The organism is Micromonospora thermarum (genome assembly GCF_012034245.1).
GTDB lineage: Bacteria > Actinomycetota > Actinomycetes > Mycobacteriales > Micromonosporaceae > Micromonospora > Micromonospora thermarum.
Genome location: NZ_JAATEO010000005.1, coordinates 236,227 through 252,432, shown reverse-complemented (window position 1 = coordinate 252,432; position 16,206 = coordinate 236,227). Strand labels below are relative to the sequence as shown.

15 protein-coding genes and 1 pseudogene are annotated in these 16,206 nt (G+C 71.6%); 12 read left to right on the top strand and 4 right to left on the bottom strand.

Features of this window, described 5'->3' with window-relative positions; genetic code table 11:
* A partial coding sequence (locus tag HCJ94_RS07320; RefSeq protein ID WP_168000200.1) for an IS481 family transposase occupies positions 1 to 1,829 on the bottom strand: 1,829 nt, incomplete at its 3' end.
* Between the two features lie 496 nt (positions 1,830 to 2,325).
* Between HCJ94_RS07320 and HCJ94_RS07315 the strand changes: the two genes are divergently transcribed.
* Positions 2,326 to 2,856 carry a hypothetical protein gene (locus HCJ94_RS07315; protein WP_168000199.1) on the top strand — a complete coding sequence of 177 codons (531 nt, stop codon included), beginning with the start codon at positions 2,326 to 2,328 and terminating at the stop codon, positions 2,854 to 2,856.
* Positions 2,857 to 3,026: 170 nt separating this feature from the next.
* Complete coding sequence (locus HCJ94_RS07310; protein ID WP_168000198.1) at positions 3,027 to 3,266, top strand: hypothetical protein; 240 nt, start codon at positions 3,027 to 3,029, stop codon at positions 3,264 to 3,266.
* 154 nt (positions 3,267 to 3,420) lie between these two features.
* Here HCJ94_RS07310 and HCJ94_RS07305 read toward each other — a convergent pair.
* Positions 3,421 to 4,092 (bottom strand): annotated as a pseudogene (locus tag HCJ94_RS07305) (magnesium chelatase domain-containing protein); the annotation flags it as partial.
* Positions 4,093 to 4,107: 15 nt separating this feature from the next.
* The gene (locus HCJ94_RS07300) at positions 4,108 to 4,464 is read right to left on the bottom strand and encodes a YraN family protein (protein ID WP_168000197.1); all 357 of its coding nucleotides are present in this window, start codon (positions 4,462 to 4,464) and stop codon (positions 4,108 to 4,110) included.
* A gap of 227 nt (positions 4,465 to 4,691) precedes the next feature.
* Between HCJ94_RS07300 and HCJ94_RS07295 the strand changes: the two genes are divergently transcribed.
* The 8 genes from HCJ94_RS07295 (at position 4,692) to HCJ94_RS07260 (ending at position 13,234) form a co-directional block, all read left to right on the top strand.
* A complete protein-coding gene (locus tag HCJ94_RS07295; RefSeq protein ID WP_168000196.1) occupies positions 4,692 to 5,609 on the top strand; it encodes a hypothetical protein in 918 nt (305 codons plus the stop codon).
* Between the two features lie 300 nt (positions 5,610 to 5,909).
* Positions 5,910 to 6,734 carry a 30S ribosomal protein S2 gene (gene rpsB, locus HCJ94_RS07290; protein WP_168000195.1) on the top strand — a complete coding sequence of 275 codons (825 nt, stop codon included), beginning with the start codon at positions 5,910 to 5,912 and terminating at the stop codon, positions 6,732 to 6,734.
* A 138-nt stretch (positions 6,735 to 6,872) separates the two neighbouring features.
* Positions 6,873 to 7,700 carry a translation elongation factor Ts gene (gene tsf, locus HCJ94_RS07285; protein WP_168000194.1) on the top strand — a complete coding sequence of 276 codons (828 nt, stop codon included), beginning with the start codon at positions 6,873 to 6,875 and terminating at the stop codon, positions 7,698 to 7,700.
* Between the two features lie 213 nt (positions 7,701 to 7,913).
* A complete protein-coding gene (pyrH, locus tag HCJ94_RS07280; RefSeq protein ID WP_155333592.1) occupies positions 7,914 to 8,681 on the top strand; it encodes a UMP kinase in 768 nt (255 codons plus the stop codon).
* 67 nt (positions 8,682 to 8,748) lie between these two features.
* Entirely contained in the window at positions 8,749 to 9,306 is a 558-nt protein-coding gene (gene frr, locus HCJ94_RS07275) for a ribosome recycling factor (protein WP_168000193.1), read from the top strand.
* A gap of 286 nt (positions 9,307 to 9,592) precedes the next feature.
* A complete protein-coding gene (locus HCJ94_RS07270) occupies positions 9,593 to 10,900 on the top strand; it encodes a phosphatidate cytidylyltransferase (RefSeq protein ID WP_168000192.1) in 1,308 nt (435 codons plus the stop codon).
* A 104-nt stretch (positions 10,901 to 11,004) separates the two neighbouring features.
* A complete protein-coding gene (rlmN, locus tag HCJ94_RS07265) occupies positions 11,005 to 12,150 on the top strand; it encodes a dual-specificity RNA methyltransferase RlmN (RefSeq protein WP_168000191.1) in 1,146 nt (381 codons plus the stop codon).
* Positions 12,151 to 12,181: 31 nt separating this feature from the next.
* Entirely contained in the window at positions 12,182 to 13,234 is a 1,053-nt protein-coding gene (locus HCJ94_RS07260) for a DivIVA domain-containing protein (RefSeq protein WP_168000190.1), read from the top strand.
* 75 nt (positions 13,235 to 13,309) lie between these two features.
* Here the strand turns inward: HCJ94_RS07260 and HCJ94_RS07255 are convergent, their stop codons facing one another.
* Positions 13,310 to 13,531 carry a DUF2631 domain-containing protein gene (locus HCJ94_RS07255; protein WP_168000189.1) on the bottom strand — a complete coding sequence of 74 codons (222 nt, stop codon included), beginning with the start codon at positions 13,529 to 13,531 and terminating at the stop codon, positions 13,310 to 13,312.
* Positions 13,532 to 13,621: 90 nt separating this feature from the next.
* Here HCJ94_RS07255 and HCJ94_RS07250 point away from each other — a divergent pair, with 90 nt between their 5' ends.
* A complete protein-coding gene (locus HCJ94_RS07250) occupies positions 13,622 to 14,488 on the top strand; it encodes a tetratricopeptide repeat protein (RefSeq protein ID WP_168000188.1) in 867 nt (288 codons plus the stop codon).
* Positions 14,489 to 14,600: 112 nt separating this feature from the next.
* Positions 14,601 to 16,181, top strand: coding sequence for a Rieske 2Fe-2S domain-containing protein (locus tag HCJ94_RS07245; protein WP_168000187.1), 1,581 nt, complete (start codon positions 14,601 to 14,603; stop codon positions 16,179 to 16,181).
* Positions 16,182 to 16,206: the final 25 nt, after the last annotated feature.

The window sequence follows — 16,206 nt, the reverse complement described above, 5'->3', positions numbered from 1 at the left end:
GAAACTGAGGTAGCGATCCGCGGTCGCTGGCCTTTGATGCTACGGACTGGCTGGGTGGTGGTGCGCCGGACGACTTTGGTGTCGCCGTCGGTGAGTTCGATGGCGAGGGTCGTCTCGGAGACGGTCACGGTGACGGTCTGATGCCGGTGCAGCCGACCGAGGGCGACCTTCTGACCGGCGACCATGATGATCCCGCTGTTGGAGGCCCGCCGTTGCACCCGGACGGGTTCGACCGATGGTCGTGGCGGTGGCCCGGCTGGCCGGGCACCGCGTAGGCGTTTTACCTGTTCCGGGCGGAGCGGGTTGGTGCGGGTGCGAAGCAGTTCGCGGGTGTCCAGGTCGTAGAACATGAGGGTGGTCGGTTCGATGCGGATGCCGACGCGGCGGCCGGCGAGGATCTCGGCGGCCAGGACGATGTGTTGGCCCAGCGAGACGCCGCCGCCTCGATTGACGCAGCGTTCGACCTCGATGGCGTCGCCGTCCTCGATCGGCGGCAGGGGTGCGGGACCGGCCGGGACGGCGCCGTGGCGGACGAGGGTGGCCAGGTCGTTGACGCTCAGGTGGGAGCGGACGGTTTTGACCCGGATGCCGGCGATGAGCACGTGGATCAGGTCGCAGTCGGCCCAGATCCGGGCCACCATCCCGGCCCGGTGCGTGCCCATCCAGAACTGGCGTTGGCACACCATCAGGTTGCCCGACGGTGGCACCACCCGGTCGAACTCCACCGGCCCACCCGACTCCACCGCCGGCGGCTCGATCGGCTGAGCCGGTTCGGCGTCGGTCACAGGCTGCTGCAGCGGGGCGGGGGCGATGTCCAGGGCGGGTGGCAGCCACAGGTCGACCAGTGCCCGCTGCTGCGGCGGGACCGGGGAGAACCGGTCAGCCGGGGTGACCGGCGCCTTCGCATCGAGCCCCTGGTGGGGTCGGTCGGTGTTGTAGTGCAGCACGTAAGCGTCCACCGCAGCTTGGGCCTCGTGCAGGCTGGTGAACGCCTCGGCGGTGTCGAGGAAGTCGGGGCGGACGGTGCCGTGGAACCGTTCCACCTTGCCGTTCTGGTTCGGTGACGCGGGTGCGGTGAGCCGGTGGATGATGCCGTTGTGGCGGCAGATCTTGTCGAACAGCACCTCACCAGTGCGCGGCCGGTACTTGCCGAACCGGTCGGTGAACTGCTTGCCGTTGTCGGTGATGATCTCCTCGGGGACCCCGAACCGGGTCAGGGCCTCAGCCAGCGCCAGACACACCGCCCGGCCGGTGGCCCGCTCCACCACCTTCGCGATCACGCAGTACCGGGAGTGGTCGTCGACCGCGGTGACCAGCTTCGCCTCCCGCAGCACACCCGTGGCGGGGTTGACCAGCCGTACTCCGCCGACGATGTCCATCTGCCACAGCTGCATCGGGGCGGGCCGTTCCCACCGCCGATACGACTCCTTCGGCCGTTTCCGGGGCCGGACCCGCAGCAGACCCTGCCGCTGCAGAATCCGATCAATTGTCCGCTCCGACGGCACCGCCAGGTCCTCGACCACCCACGGGCCGGGCCTGCGCAGCATCTCCAACCGAATCCGCCGCGATCCCCACCGCGGGTGTTCCCGGCGCATCTCCGCCACGGCGACCTCGACCGCCTCCGTGACCTGCCCGGGCGATGAGTGCGGCCGATGCGACCGGTCGGCCAACCCAGCCAGCTGCTCAGTCAGATACCGGCCCACCCACCGATGCACCGTCGACCGGTGCACCCCCAAGCTGGCGGCCACCTCCACCACATCCGAGCCGGCCAGCACCGCACGAACCGCATCCAACCGTTGCTCGACAACCGACAAGACAACCAGCGCCAATCCCAGCCTCCCCGAGTCCCGACGCCCCGCGGAGACGTCGGGCCCAGAGTGCCGAAACCGACCACTGTCGCAGATCACCTGGCGGACGGGTGTCGCACATCAGTTGACGGAGGACACATGCGGAGCGGCGTACAACTGCCGAATTGCGCTCTATCAGATCAAGGCGGCCCGCAAAGCGGGCCGCGCCGGCCCGGCCCCGGCCTGCTGGCGACCTCCGGCCGGCATCGGCCGGGCCGGCCGGCTACACTGGCGGACAACAAGACCTTGAAGACCTCGGGGCTCCGCCCCGAACCCCGACCCTCCTCGGAGATCAGCCGGGGGCGGATCACCTCGCCGGGCACCACAAGGGCTACCAGCCTCCCCAGACGGCGACCAGGTCGTTCGTCCAGTCGGGCGCTCCACCTGGTCCCCGTCTGGGGAGGCTGGACGGTCTGGCGACTGCCCGACGAGGAGATCCGCTAGACGGCCATCGCTGTACTTGCCTTACCCTCAGCGGATGCCTCAGCAGCAGGTAGTTGGCCGCGTCGCTGTAGTCGGGGCGGTACTGGTCGGTGTTCTGGGGCTGTGTGGCCTGACCGTGCGGGGACTCAGCAAGTCAGTCAGCCCGGAAGTGGAAGTCGTCGATTGCAAAGAGAGCGATCACCGGTTGGCCGAGCATCTGGCAGGTGATCCTGTACTGACCTCGCCTCCACCCGGCACCACCCTCGATCGCGTCGAACAGTTCCCGTGCGGCGATGAAAGCGACCCATGGGCGCGGTACGTTACAGCGGACATCCGCTTGCCGCCGGGCGCGTCAATGGACCCGGTCCTTTACCACTACCGCACCTTGTTAACAGCCGGCCATTGGAGGATCGCCCCGGATCCAGGGGAGTGGAACCTGCTTTGCGCCGACCGGGCAACGAACGGGCAGCAGGTCCGTCTACTCCTTGGGTATGGGCGTGCTACGCCAGGCCCGCACACCTACGGCGACGTCGGGATTGAGATCAGCTTTGAGCCCGGTGGGGAAGACCTTCGCTGCCCCAGCTGACCGGGGCGACCCGACTGGGATCAGGGTGGCTCGGGCCATCCATGGGCCATAAGCCGGTGCCAGCAGGGGCCGAACCAGGCCACTGGGGAACCAGCTCGATCAGAGGTAACGCTGTGCCCGGATCCGATCTTGTGCAATTCCCAAGCTGCGAGTGACCTAGGCTTCCTGACATGAAGGAGCGCGAGGTAGTCGTCCGGCTGAGCCATGACGAGGCGCTCGTCCTGTTCGAGTGGCTGAGCCGTACCGATGAGCGCACCAGTGACTTTGCAGACCTCATCGAGGACCAGGCCGAGCAGCGGGCGCTGTGGAACCTCACCGCTCTTCTCGAACGCGAGCTCGTCGATCCGGTGCAAGCGGAGTACCGGACGCTAGTCGACCAAGCGCGGAGCCGTCTACGCGACGAACAGTGAGCCGCCACCGCTCGGTGAAGGGCGATCCCACCGAACGCCCGTTCCGCCATTAGCAACGCCGCCGGACGGGTCGAAACCACGGAGGTGTCCCGGGTGGCCTACCGGGCATGCCGAAGGGCCCTGGCTAGAAAATGTGTCAGATTCCGGGATGGGGCTTGCCCGCTCCCGGTGGCCCCAGCAGCGCCAGGTGGTGCCCGCCGGCGGCCGCCACCTCCAGGGCCCGGCGGCCGAGGGCCTGACCGGCCACGTCGGCCAGGTCGGGTACGGACGGCGCCGCGACCGGCGCGGTCCGCGGCGGCTCCAGCAGCGGGCTCCCCTCGGTGACGAAGGTGACCAGCCGGTGCAGGGTGTCGACGGCACGGACCCGGATCCCGGGGATGACCGCCGCCTCGGCCGCGTTGTCGAGCGGCACGATCACCCGGTCGTGGCCGGCACGGGCCGCGGCGGCGACCATGGGCAGGACTCCGCGGACCGGGCGGACGGTGCCGTCCAGACCCAGCTCGCCGAGGACCACCACCCCCTCGAGGGGCAGCAGCGGCAACTCCCCGGCACTGCCGAGCACGGCCGCCGCGATCGCCAGGTCGAAGGAGGACCCGTACTTGGGCAGGGTGGCGGGGAGCAGGTTGATGGTGATCCGGCGGTTCGGCCAGGTCCGGCCCGAGTTGACCACGGCGGCGCGTACGCGGTCCCGTGCCTCGTGCAGGGCGGTGTCCGGCAGGCCGGTGATCGCCACCGTGGGCAGGCCGGGCGCGAGGTCGGCCTCGACCTGCACCACGTGCCCGGTGACACCGACCAGACCCACGCACAGCACCCGGGCGTAGCTCACCGACGTACCCCCATCTCAGAACGCCCCCTTCACGTGCTCGACGCGGGGCGCGCCGCCGGTGAGGCGGACCGCGACCACGTCGAACCGCACCTCGCCGGCGGTCGTGCCGGTCTCGGCGAGCCAGCGGGCCGCGAGGCCGCGCAGCCGGCGGGCCTTGGCCCGGACCACGGCCTCGGCCGGCGTGCCGAAGTCGTCGGTACGCCGCGTCTTCACCTCGCAGAACGCGAGCACCGGCCCGTCCCAGGCGATGATGTCGATCTCGCCGTGCGGGCAGCGCCAGTTGCGGGCCACGGGCCGCAGGCCCGCACCGATCAGGTGCCGTACGGCACAGCGCTCCCCGTACGCGCCGACCGCCTGGTTCCGTCTGCTCATGCCCGGCACGGTGCCCGGAAACCGGCACCCACCGCCGCCCCGCCCCGCCGATCTGTGGACAACGAGGTCCCCTGTGGACAACCGGACGATCATGCCCGCGCTGTGCTATGGGACGGTCGGCCGAATGGTGCTGCTCCCGGCACCGCGGACCTACCGCCGGTGTGCCCGGGTGAGGTGCGACGCTCCGCGAAATGGCGTCCGCGTAGCCGGTCGCATACGGTGCCGACGTGGATGGACGACGCAGCTATTCCGAAGATCAGGAGTCGCGTTGGTACCCCGGTGACCGGGAGCGGGGTTACGCGGAGTCGACCTGGCGCGGCGCGGGCGAGAGCCGCTACCGCGAGGACGACCCCCGCGTTCCCGAGCAGGGCGGCGGGGACGCCCGCTACGGGGACGGGACGGGTGCCGGGCGAGGACGCTATCCGAGCCCGGAGGACTCCGGGGCGTTCCGGATCGGTGAGGACGATTCGGGGAGTTTCAGCGCGGTGGGCGCATACGGGGACAAGTCGTCCGAGACCGAGGGATACCGGCCGATGCGGGCCGACGGCGACCCTCAGGTCTCCGGGGAACTGCCCACCGGCCGGCGGTCGCGGGAGGGGCGTGACCCGCTGACGTCCTCCAGCGCCGACGCGTTGGCCGGGGCCGGCCCGGTCGCCGATCCGGCCCGGCCGGCGGGCCTGGGCGGGTACCCGGTCGTGGGGCCCCACCGCCCGGTCGCGGAGCCCGAGCGCCCCGTCGCCGAGACACCGCACCCGTTGGAGATGCCGACGGGGCCGATGCCGCCGGTCGGACCCCGGAACGACCTCGCGCCGGGCACGGTGATCGCTCCCGGGGCCGGCGACGGGGTCTACCGGACCCGCCGGCCGGCGCTGGCGGCCCTCTTCGCGGTGCTGGTGCTGGTCTTCGAGGTGCCGGCGCTGCGGGTGCTGCTCACCGGGGTGACCGGCGACCCGGTCTCGGCGGCGGACGTGGTGGCCGGGACGTTCCTGGTCCTCGGTCTGCCGATCTTCGCGATGGGCCTGTACGGGCTGCGGACCGGCGGTCTCTCGCTGGCTGACGGGAGCCGGGGCTGGTTGCGCCCGCCGACCGCCTACCTGACCGTCGGCCTGGTGCTTTTCCTCGCGTCGGCGCTCGCGGTCGGCTGACGCGCCGGGCACCAGGGCGCTCGGCTGACCCCACCGGGCACCGGGGCGCCGTCCGCAACCGTCAGGCGTCGACGAGGGGCCCTTCCTTACTCCCGGGAACGGGGTGGCTGGGAAGGGGCGTACACTGGTCGACTGGCGACCGCCTCGCGCGGTCGACCTCGCGCGCCCTCTCCACGGTTCGTCGTGGGGCGACGGCCTCCCTGGTCCCGATCTTGGTCGGGCCCACCCTGGCCGGCGGCCGGGCGCCAGGACGCCCGGCCGCCGGCCGGGCGTGACAACCAGGGACGCAAGGAGTACCCCATGGCCGTCGTGACCATGCGTCAGCTGCTGGAGAGCGGTGTCCACTTCGGGCACCAGACCCGGCGCTGGAACCCGAAGATGAAGCGCTTCATCTTCACCGAGCGCAACGGTATCTACATCATCGACCTGCGCCAGACCCTCGACTACATCGAGAAGGCGTACGAGTTCGTGCGCGGGACGGTCGCCGAGGGCGGCTCGATCCTCTTCGTCGGCACCAAGAAGCAGGCCCAGGAGGCGATCGCCGAGCAGGCGACGCGGGTCGGCCAGCCGTACGTCAACCACCGCTGGCTCGGCGGCATGCTGACCAACTTCCAGACGGTGTACAAGCGGCTCCAGCGGATGAAGGAGCTGGAGGCCCTGGGTGACCTGAGCGGCACCGCCGCCGGTTACACCAAGAAGGAGACCCTGCAGCTCTCCCGCGAGAAGGAGAAGCTGACCCGCACCCTCGGCGGTCTGCGGGACATGCAGAAGCTCCCGGCCGCGATCTGGGTGGTCGACACCAAGAAGGAGCACATCGCCGTCGACGAGGCTCGCAAGCTGGGCATTCCGGTCATCGCGGTGCTCGACACCAACTGCGACCCGGACGAGGTCGACTACCCGATCCCGGGCAACGACGACGCGATCCGGTCGGCCGAGCTGCTGACCAAGGTCGTGGCCGCCGCCGTCGCCGATGGCCTGATCGCCCGTTCCGGCCGTCGTCGGGGCACCGACGAGAAGCCGGAGGCGGGTGTCGCCTCGGACGAGCCGCTGGCCGAGTGGGAGCGCGAGCTGCTCGAGGAGCCGAGGAAGGCCGACGAGCAGCCGGCGGCCGCCGCCGCGGAGTGACCGTACGCCGCTTCCCCGCCGTCCGGTCCTCCCGGACGGCGGGGGAGCGGCGGGCAGTCCGGGCAGAATCCGCCCGGATCCGGGTAAACCGCCACCTCAGACCATCCCACCCGCAGTCTCAACACCGAAGAGAGAGCCATGTCCAACTTCACCGCCGCGGATGTCAAGAAGCTCCGCGACCTGACCGGCGCCGGCATGATGGACAGCAAGAAGGCGCTGACCGAGGCCGAGGGCGACTTCGACAAGGCCGTCGAGATCCTGCGCGTCAAGGGCGCGAAGGACGTCGGCAAGCGGGCCGGCCGGACCGCCGCGAACGGCCTCATCGCGCACTCCGGCAAGGCCCTGCTGGAGCTCAACTGCGAGACCGACTTCGTCGCCAAGAACGACAGCTTCATCGCGCTGGCCCAGCAGTTGGTCGAGCACGGTGAGCGCAGCGGCGTGAGCAACGCCGAGGAGCTGCTGGCCTCCGAGATCGACGGCAAGAGCGTCGCCGACCTGGTCCAGGAGCAGTCCGCCAAGATCGGCGAGAAGCTGGTGCTCAACCGGTTCGCCAAGCTGGACGGCGCCGTCGCGGTCTACCTGCACCGCAAGGCGCAGGACCTGCCGCCGGCGGTCGGCGTGCTGGTGCAGTACAGCGGCAAGACCGACGAGGCGGGCGACGCCGACGCGCGCGGCGCGGCCATGCAGATCGCCGCGATGCGGCCGCAGTACCTCACGCGCGACGAGGTGCCGGCCGAGGTCGTCGAGTCCGAGCGGCGCATCGCCGAGCAGACCGCCCGCGAGGAGAACAAGCCCGAGGCGGCGCTGCCGAAGATCGTCGAGGGTCGGGTCAACTCCTTCTTCAAGGACTTCGTCCTGCTGGAGCAGGCGTCGGTCACGGACAACAAGAAGACGGTGCAGCAGGTGCTGGGCGAGGCCGGCATCGAGATCACCCGGTTCGTCCGGTTCGAGGTCGGCCAGGCCTGAGCCGCTCCACGGGCGCGTGAACTCGCCCGTGGGAGGGAACGTGGACGAGGAGGTCGCCGGTGTACCTGTCAGGCACCGCGGCCTCCTCGTCACATAGGGTCTGTGGCGAAGTCCCGGCGCGGCCGGGCTGCGACTCCGACGCAGGCCCTAGGGTCGGTCACGGCAGTTTCGCGGTACGCGGCGCGGGGCGTCGCATGGTGAAGGGCGGGGCGGATGACGCAGGTTGTGAGTGACCGGAGTCTGGCGGCGGAGGATCCGACGGCGCCACCTCCCGGTCGGGCCCGCCGGGTGGTGCTGAAGCTCTCCGGTGAGGTGTTCGGCGGCGGCGCGATCGGTGTCGACCCGGACGTCGTCCAGGCCATCGCCCGGCAGATCGCCACGGTGGTCCGGCGCGGAGTGCAGGTCTCCGTCGTGGTCGGCGGCGGCAACTTCTTCCGCGGCGCGGAGCTGCAGAAGCGTGGCATGGACCGGGCGCGGGCCGACTACATGGGCATGCTCGGCACCGTGATGAACTGCCTCGCCCTCCAGGACTTCCTGGAGAAGGAGGGCATCGAGACCCGGGTGCAGAGCGCGATCACGATGGCCCAGGTCGCCGAGCCGTACATTCCGCTGCGCGCCATCCGGCACCTCGAGAAGGGCCGCGTGGTCATCTTCGGTGCCGGCGCCGGCATGCCGTACTTCTCCACCGACACCGTCGCCGCGCAGCGTGCCCTGGAGATCCGGGCCGACGTGGTGCTGATGAGCAAGAACGGCGTGGACGGCGTCTACACCGCTGACCCGCGCATCGACCCGACCGCCAGCAAGTTCGACTCGATCACCTTCTCCGAGGTGCTCCGCCGCAACCTGCGGGTGGCCGACGCCGCCGCCTTCAGCCTCTGCATGGAGAACGGCCTGCCGATGCTGGTCTTCGGTGCCCAGGGCGACGACACCATCATCCGGGCCGTGGGTGGCGACAAGATCGGCACCCTGATCACCACCTGAGCGGCCGAGCTCAGCGGTCCTCCGACACGACCAGCCACGACGAGCACAGAAGGAGGCGAGGAGACCGGTGATCGACGACACCCTCCTCGAGGCCGAGGAGAAGATGGAGCGTGCCATCGAGCACGCCAAGGAGGAGTTCGGCGCTATCCGTACCGGCCGCGCCAACGCCGCCATGTTCTCCAAGATCATCATCGACTACTACGGCAGCCCGACCCCGCTGCCGCAGATGGCGTCCATCGGCGTGCCCGAGCCGCGGATGGTCATCATCAAGCCGTACGACAACTCGCAGATCAACGCCATGGAGAAGGCGATCCGCGACTCCGACCTCGGCGTGAACCCGAACAACGAGGGCAACCAGCTGCGCATCCTGCTCCCGCAGATGACCGAGGAGCGCCGCCGCGAGATGATCAAGGTGGCCCGGCACAAGGGCGAGGAGGCCAAGGTCGCCGTCCGCAACATCCGCCGCAAGGCCAAGGAGGAGCTGGACCGGCTGGTCAAGGACGGCGAGGTCGGCGAGGACGAGGGCCGTCGCGCCGAGAAGGAGCTGGACGACCTGACCCAGCGCTTCGTCGCGACCGTCGACGAGCTGGTCAAGCACAAGGAAGCCGAGCTGCTGGAGGTCTGACCCCGGCGGCCCGACCGCGACGTGGCACCGGCGCGCGCCCCTCGTGGGCGGCTGCACGCCGGTGCCACGACTGTTTCCGCCCGGCCGGGCGGCCGCCGGCAGCGGTCCCGAGTGCCCCGGCGATGGGTGCAGTAGGCTCGGCACGATTCCCGGGCCACCGTGCGGTGAACGGCGGGGATCGGCCGGCCGACGTGCCGGTCAACCGAAGGGGATAGGCACTCGGGTAGGGGATGGTTGTGGTTGTGCGTCTGGTCGTCGGTCTCGTGCCACGTCCGCGCGGTGCGTGATGTCCCCCGTCGACCCCTACGGCAGCGCCGACCCCCGTGGCTGGGACCGGCCGGACCGGCCCCTGCCCTGGCCCGACCACGACGTCGAGCCCGGCCCCTGGGTGCGGAGGCCCGCGGTCGCTCCCCATCTCCACGCCGACCCGCGCACCCGCCCGCCGGCCGATCCCGGCGGGGCGTACCCCGGGTACGACGATCGCGGCCCCGCCCGCCCGTTCCGGAAGCCTTCGGGCCCGGGTGACCCGGCGTACGGGGGCCGGCCGGGCCCGGTGAACGGCCGCAACGGCCGCCACGGTCCCGTCGGGGACGATCCGGAGTACCCGACCGCGCAGCTGGAACCGGTCCGGGACGAAGCGCCTCCGATGTCGGAGTACCCCACCACGCAGCTCACGCCGGTCCGGGACGAGCCGGCGCCGGCCGCGTCGGAGCCGCCGGGCCGGCGCCAGCCGGGCCGCCGCCGGGCCGGTGGGTCCGGGGCCCCGCCGACGTCGTCGGGCAAGGCCGGCCGCAACCTGCCCGCGGCCATCGGGGTGGGCGTCGCCCTCGGCGCGCTCATCCTCGTGCCGCTGTTCCTCTACCCGCCGGCGTTCCTGCTGGTCGTCGCCGGCGCGGTGGCGATCGGCAGCTGGGAGATGGCCCGGGCGGCCGGCCGGGCCGACGCGAACCCCCCGCTGGTTCCGCTGATCGCCGGCGGCGTGCTCACCGTGGGGCTGGCCTGGTTCGCTGGCCCTGACGCGTTGACCCTCGGCCTGGCCGTCACCGTCCTGGGCTCGGTGGTGTGGCGCCTCGGGGACGGGCCGGCCGGGTTCCGGCGGGACGTCACCGCCGCCACGCTCATCGCGGTCTACGTGCCGTTCCTCGGTGGTTTCGCGGCGCTGCTGGCCGCGGCGCCCGACGACGGCTACCTGCGGGTGCTGGTGACCCTGGTCGCCGTGGTGCTCTCCGACACGGGTGGGTACGCGGCCGGCGCCAACTTCGGCAAGCACCCGATGGCCCCCACGATCAGCCCCAAGAAGTCCTGGGAGGGCCTGGCCGGGTCGGTCGGCGCGGCGGCGCTCGGCAGCGCCGTGCTGCTCTGGCTGCTCTTCGACGTCCGGCCCTGGTGGGGTGCCCTGTTCGGGGTGGCGGTCTCCGCCGCGGCCGTGCTCGGCGACCTGGCCGAGTCCATGGTCAAACGTGACCTCGGTGTGAAGGACATGAGCAACCTGTTGCCGGGGCACGGCGGCCTGATGGACCGGCTCGACTCGATCCTCTTCGCCGTCCCGACGGCGTACCTGCTGCTGGCGGTCCTCGTTCCGATGGCGGGTTGAGTCGTGAATCACCCTCCGCAGGTGCTTCCGTCCGTGCGGTCCGGCTCGATTCGGCACCTCCGGACGGGTGCGTCCCGCGCCGGGCGTGACAGACTGGACGCGCCATGACGAGCCTGCCCCTGACCCCGGTCAACCTCGACGCCCCCGCACGCCGGGCGGCGATGCCCCCGCAGCACCTCGCCGATCTCGACCTCGCCGGCCGCCAGGCGCTGGTGGCCGAGCTGGGGGAGCCCCGGTTCCGGGCGCGGCAGGTCTCCACCCACTACTTCGGGCGCCTGGTGCGCGACCCGCGGCAGATGACCGACCTGCCGGCCGCGACCCGCGACAAGCTGGCGGAGCGGTTGCTGCCCACGCTGCTGACGCCGGTGCGGGAGCTGGCGTGCGACGACGGCGCGACCCGCAAGGCGCTCTGGCGGCTGCACGACGGTTCGCTGGTCGAGAGCGTGCTCATGGGCTACCCGGACCGGGTCACGGTCTGCATCTCCAGCCAGGCCGGCTGCGGGATGGCGTGCCCGTTCTGCGCGACCGGCCAGGCCGGGCTGACCCGCAACCTCTCCACCGCCGAGATCGTCGACCAGGCGGTCTACCTGGCGGGCGTGGCCGCCTCCGGTGCGGTCGCCGGGTCCCCGCCGCGGCTGTCGCACGTGGTGTTCATGGGGATGGGCGAGCCGCTGGCCAACTACAACCGGGTCGTGGCCGCGATCCGGCGGCTGGTCGCCCCCGCCCCGGAGGGGCTGGGGCTCTCCCAGCGGCACATCACCGTTTCCACGGTCGGGCTGGTGCCGGCCATCCGCCGACTGGCCAGCGAAGACCTCTCAGTGACCCTTGCTTTGTCGCTGCACGCCCCCGATGATGAGCTGCGCGACGAACTCGTGCCCGTGAACCAGCGCTGGAAGGTGTCCGAGGTGCTGGAGGCGGCCTGGGAGTACGCGGCCCGCACGGGACGTCGCGTGTCGATCGAATACGCGATGATCAAGGACGTGAACGACCAGCCGTGGAGAGCCGATCTGCTCGGGCGGCTGCTGGCCGGCAAGTTGGCCCACGTGAACCTGATCCCGCTCAACCCCACTCCGGGCAGCCGCTGGGATGCGAGCCCGAAGCCGGTGGAGCGGGAGTTCGTCCGGCGGTTGCGCGACGCCGGAGTGTCCACGACGGTGCGGGACACCCGGGGTCGCGAGATCGACGGGGCGTGTGGTCAACTCGCCGCCGCGGAGGGCAGTGAGACCGTTGGGACCGGGGAGACACCGTGACCGGGCGTAGCGAACGAGACCAGGAGACATAGTGGCGAGTCAGGGTCAGCGTTTCCGGCGCAAGGCGCTGCGCCGGGGATACAAGGTCGACGAGGTGGACGCCTTCCTCGACCGCGTCGAGGCCACGCTGGCCGGGCAGCCGGTCGGCGCGCCCGTGTCCTCGCAGGAGGTCCACGACGTCGTCTTCCGGGTCCGGTTCAACGGCTACGACGAGTGGCAGGTCGACCTGCACCTCGACCGGGTCGAGCGGCAACTCGCCGAGCTCGAGGAGCGTGGCGGCCTGTCCGGCCGCGACCCCCGCATGGCCGACCGGCTCGGCCCGCCGGAGCGCATGGGCCCACCGATGCGCGACGAGCGCGGCATGTCCCCGGTCCCGCAGCCGATGCCGCCCCGGGTCATGCCCGCACAGCCCGGCCCGCCCGACCGCTACGGCCGGTACGACGAGCCCACCGGCGCCTTCGCCGGCGGCTACGACGCGCCCCGCGGCGGCTACGAGCCGCCTCGCGGTGGCCCGGGTGCCCCGATGGGCCACGGCGCGCCGCCCCGCGGCCTGCCCTCCGGGCCGGGTGGCTACGGCCCGGACTCCGGACCCGGCGGCTACGGCCCGGATCCCGGTCCGGGTGGCTACGGCGACGAGCAGCGCTTCGACGGCTTCGAGGCCGGCCGGCACGGGCGCACCGACATGACCGCCGAGATCCGCATGCCGGACCGCGGCCGTGGCATGGGTGGCCCGCCCGCGCAGCCGCAGCCGGGCTTCGGTGGCCCGATGGCAGGCCCGCCGGCGGTCCCCGGCCCGCCCGCGGTGGCCGGCCCGCCGATGGCCGGCCCGCCCGGCAGCGACCTGTACCGGGTCGACCAGATCCGCCGCAGCTTCCAGGTGCGCCGCTTCGGCAGCGGGTACGACCCGGACCAGGTGGACCGGTTCTTCGAGAGCCTGCTCGGCGGGATGCAGGGGCGGAACCCGATGCCGGTGAATCCCCGCGACCTGGACACCCTGCGCTTCGGTCTCGTGCAGGGCGGCTACTTCGAGGCGGAGGTCGACGCCGCCCTCAAGGACGTGCAGGACATCCTGCTCGGTCGCTGACCGCGTACGCCGAAGGGCCCGCTCCCGACCGGGAGCGGGCCCTTCGCGCGTGTCCCCCCGGCGCGGGCGCCGGGTCTACGACCGCAGCCCGTTGCGCCGCAGCACGGCATCGCCGATGACGATGGCCAGCAGCAGGACGGCGAGGCCGACGAGCCAGAGATCCTCGACCCTGCCCTCGTGGTTGCCGCAGAGCATCGCCAGCAGCGCCAGCGCGACGACCACCGCGCCGATCCGCCCGGACTTGCGGTGCCCCGGCTTGTGCTGGTCCGGAGCGGTAACCGGCTCGCTTCCTGCCACTGTCGGTCCTTCCCTCGCGATCGGATCTCCGGTTAGTCTGGCACGCCCCGTGCCGGGCCCGGCGCTGGGTCCGACCTGATGGGGGGGCGCATGACGCGCGAGGACGACCGGGAACTGTACGAGCGGGCCCGGCAGGCCTGGGAGGCACAGGACTGGCCGGTCGCCGCGGAGTTGTGGGAGCGCCTCGTGCGGCGGTACCCGGACATCCCGGCCGCCGAGGCGTGGTGGTACAACGCCGCGCTGGCCCACAAGTTCCTCCGGAACTGGGCGAAGGCGTACGAGCTGGGTCGTGAGGCGGCGGCCCGGGCCGAGCGCGGCACCGAGGACCCGGCGTACTGGAACCTCGGCATCGCGGCGACGATCATGGGTGACTGGGCCACCGCGCGGGACGCGTGGCGGGGGTACGGGCTCACGCTGCCCGACGGCACGGGCGAGATCGTCGAGGACTTCGGAGTCGCGCCGATCCGGCTCGACCCGGGCGGCCGGGCCGAGGTGGTCTGGGCCCGCCGGCTCTGCCCGACCCGGGCGAAGGTGCTCAGCGTGCCCACCCCGGAGTCGGGCCGCCGGTTCGGGGAGATCGTCGTGCACGACGGCGCGCCGAACGGCGAGCGCCAGGTCGACGGGCAGACCTTCCCCGTCTTCGACGAGCTGCTGCTGTGGCGCGAGTCGACGCTGCCCACGAGCAGCGTCCGCGTCGTGGCCGCCACGGTCGACGACGTGCACGCCCTGGTGGCGGCCTTCGCCGAGCGCGACTACGGGGCCGAGCCGGCCAGCGGGGTACGGGCGCTCTGCGCGTGCTGCAGCGAGGGCAGCGTGGCCGCCGATCCCAACCACGCGGTGCACGGGGAGCAGTGGGTGAGCGTCGCCGCGCCCCCGGACGAGATCCCCGGGCTGCTCGACGGCTGGCGTGCGGCCGCACCCGACCGGCGCTCCTGGGCGGCGCCGACCGGGGCCTGAGCTGCCCCGAGGCGCATCCTCGCCGTACTCCCGGCGTCGCCGGGCGGCGGTCGGAGCGGCTCCGGTAGCGTTTCCGCGTACACCTTGTTTGTCGTTCTGAGGGGGAACTGCGGTGCGAGTGACCGGTACCGGGCACGCGAGCATGCGGATCGACACCCCCGCGGGCAGCATCCTGTGCGACCCGTGGGTCAACCCGGCGTACTTCGCCTCGTGGTTCCCGTTCCCCGACAACTCCCAGCTCGACTGGGACACGCTGGGCGACGTCGACTACCTCTACGTCTCGCACCTGCACCGGGACCACTTCGACGCCGCCCACCTCAAGCGGTACGTGTCGAAGAAGGCCACCGTCCTGCTGCCCGCCTTCCCCACCTCGGAGATGGAGGACGAGCTGCGGGAGCTGGGCTTCACGCACTTCCTGAAGGCCCCGAACGAGGAGGTCGTCGAGCTGGACGGCGGCCTCAAGGTGATGATCCAGGCGCTGACCAGCCCGACCGACGGCCCGATCGGCGACTCGTCCCTGTGGGTGGAGTACGACGGCGTGCGGCTGCTCAACCAGAACGACGCCCGCCCGACCGACCTCAGCCTCTTCGCCGAGCTGGGCCACGTGCACGCGCACATGCTCCAGTTCTCCGGCGCGATCTGGTACCCGATGGTCTACGAGCTGCCGCAGGCGGCGAAGACCGCGTTCGGCAAGCAGAAGCGGGACCGGCAGTTCGACCGCACCTGGCGGTACATCGACGACCTGAAGGCCGACCACGTCTTCCCGATCGCCGGCCCGCCGTGCTTCCTGGACGACGCGCTGTGGCAGTTCAACGACATCCACGGCGACGAGGGCAACATCTTCCCCGACCAGTCGGTCTTCCTCTCCGAGTACGCGAAGGTCGGCGGGACCAACGCCGTCGTGCTGCTGCCTGGCAGCGTCGCCGAGGTCACCACCGAGACCTGCGAGACCAGCCACCCGGTGCCGGTCGAGGAGTTCTTCGCGAACAAGGTGGCCCACCTGGAGGAGATGCGGGAGCGCAAGCGCCCGATCATCGAGGCGGAGAAGGCGTCTTGGCGGCACCCGGAGATCGACGTCCTCAAGGAGATGCAGCGCCGCATCGAGCCGCTGCTGGACGAGTCGATCTACATCGCCAAGGGGGTCGGCGGCCCGGTCCGCTTCGACCTGGTCGGCTACGACGGCGAGAGCGTCGAGTCGATCGTGGTGGACTTCCCGGGCAAGCAGGTGCGGCCGTACGCGGACGAGAAGGTGCGCTACCGCTTCCGCACCGAGCGGGCGCTGATCGAGCACCTGCTGCACATCGGCGAGGTGGACTGGGTCAACTCCCTGTTCCTGTCGTGCCGGTTCTCGGCGGCGCGCATCGGCCAGTACAACGAGTTCGTCTACTCCTTCTTCAAGTGCCTGTCCGAGGAGCGGCTGCAGTACTCCGAGGGCTGGTACGACGAGCACGAGCGGGCCGTCGACGCGGAGGACATCACGATCGGCGACTGGGTGGTGCAGCGCCGCTGCCCGCACCTGAAGGCCGACCTGAGCCGCTTCGGCGTGGTCGAGGGCGACCAGCTCACCTGCCAGCTGCACGGGTGGCGCTTCGACCTGTCGAGCGGCCGTTGCCTGACCAGTGTGGGGCACAAGATCCGCGCGCACCGCGTCGACGAGCAGGCCCCCGCCCCGGCCGGCGAAAGCCTCACCTGACCCACATGGTCCGCCCCGGTGGGCG

Coding starts and splice junctions, on each gene's coding strand:
- pyrH (WP_155333592.1), top strand. CDS start 7,914: ATGACGCAGGTTGTGAGTGACCGGAGTCTGGCGGCGGAGGATCCGACG.
- HCJ94_RS07315 (WP_168000199.1), top strand. CDS start 2,326: ATGCCTCAGCAGCAGGTAGTTGGCCGCGTCGCTGTAGTCGGGGCGGTA.
- rlmN (WP_168000191.1), top strand. CDS start 11,005: ATGACGAGCCTGCCCCTGACCCCGGTCAACCTCGACGCCCCCGCACGC.
- tsf (WP_168000194.1), top strand. CDS start 6,873: ATGTCCAACTTCACCGCCGCGGATGTCAAGAAGCTCCGCGACCTGACC.
- HCJ94_RS07270 (WP_168000192.1), top strand. CDS start 9,593: ATGTCCCCCGTCGACCCCTACGGCAGCGCCGACCCCCGTGGCTGGGAC.
- HCJ94_RS07300 (WP_168000197.1), bottom strand. CDS start 4,464: ATGAGCAGACGGAACCAGGCGGTCGGCGCGTACGGGGAGCGCTGTGCC.
- rpsB (WP_168000195.1), top strand. CDS start 5,910: ATGGCCGTCGTGACCATGCGTCAGCTGCTGGAGAGCGGTGTCCACTTC.
- HCJ94_RS07250 (WP_168000188.1), top strand. CDS start 13,622: ATGACGCGCGAGGACGACCGGGAACTGTACGAGCGGGCCCGGCAGGCC.
- HCJ94_RS07310 (WP_168000198.1), top strand. CDS start 3,027: ATGAAGGAGCGCGAGGTAGTCGTCCGGCTGAGCCATGACGAGGCGCTC.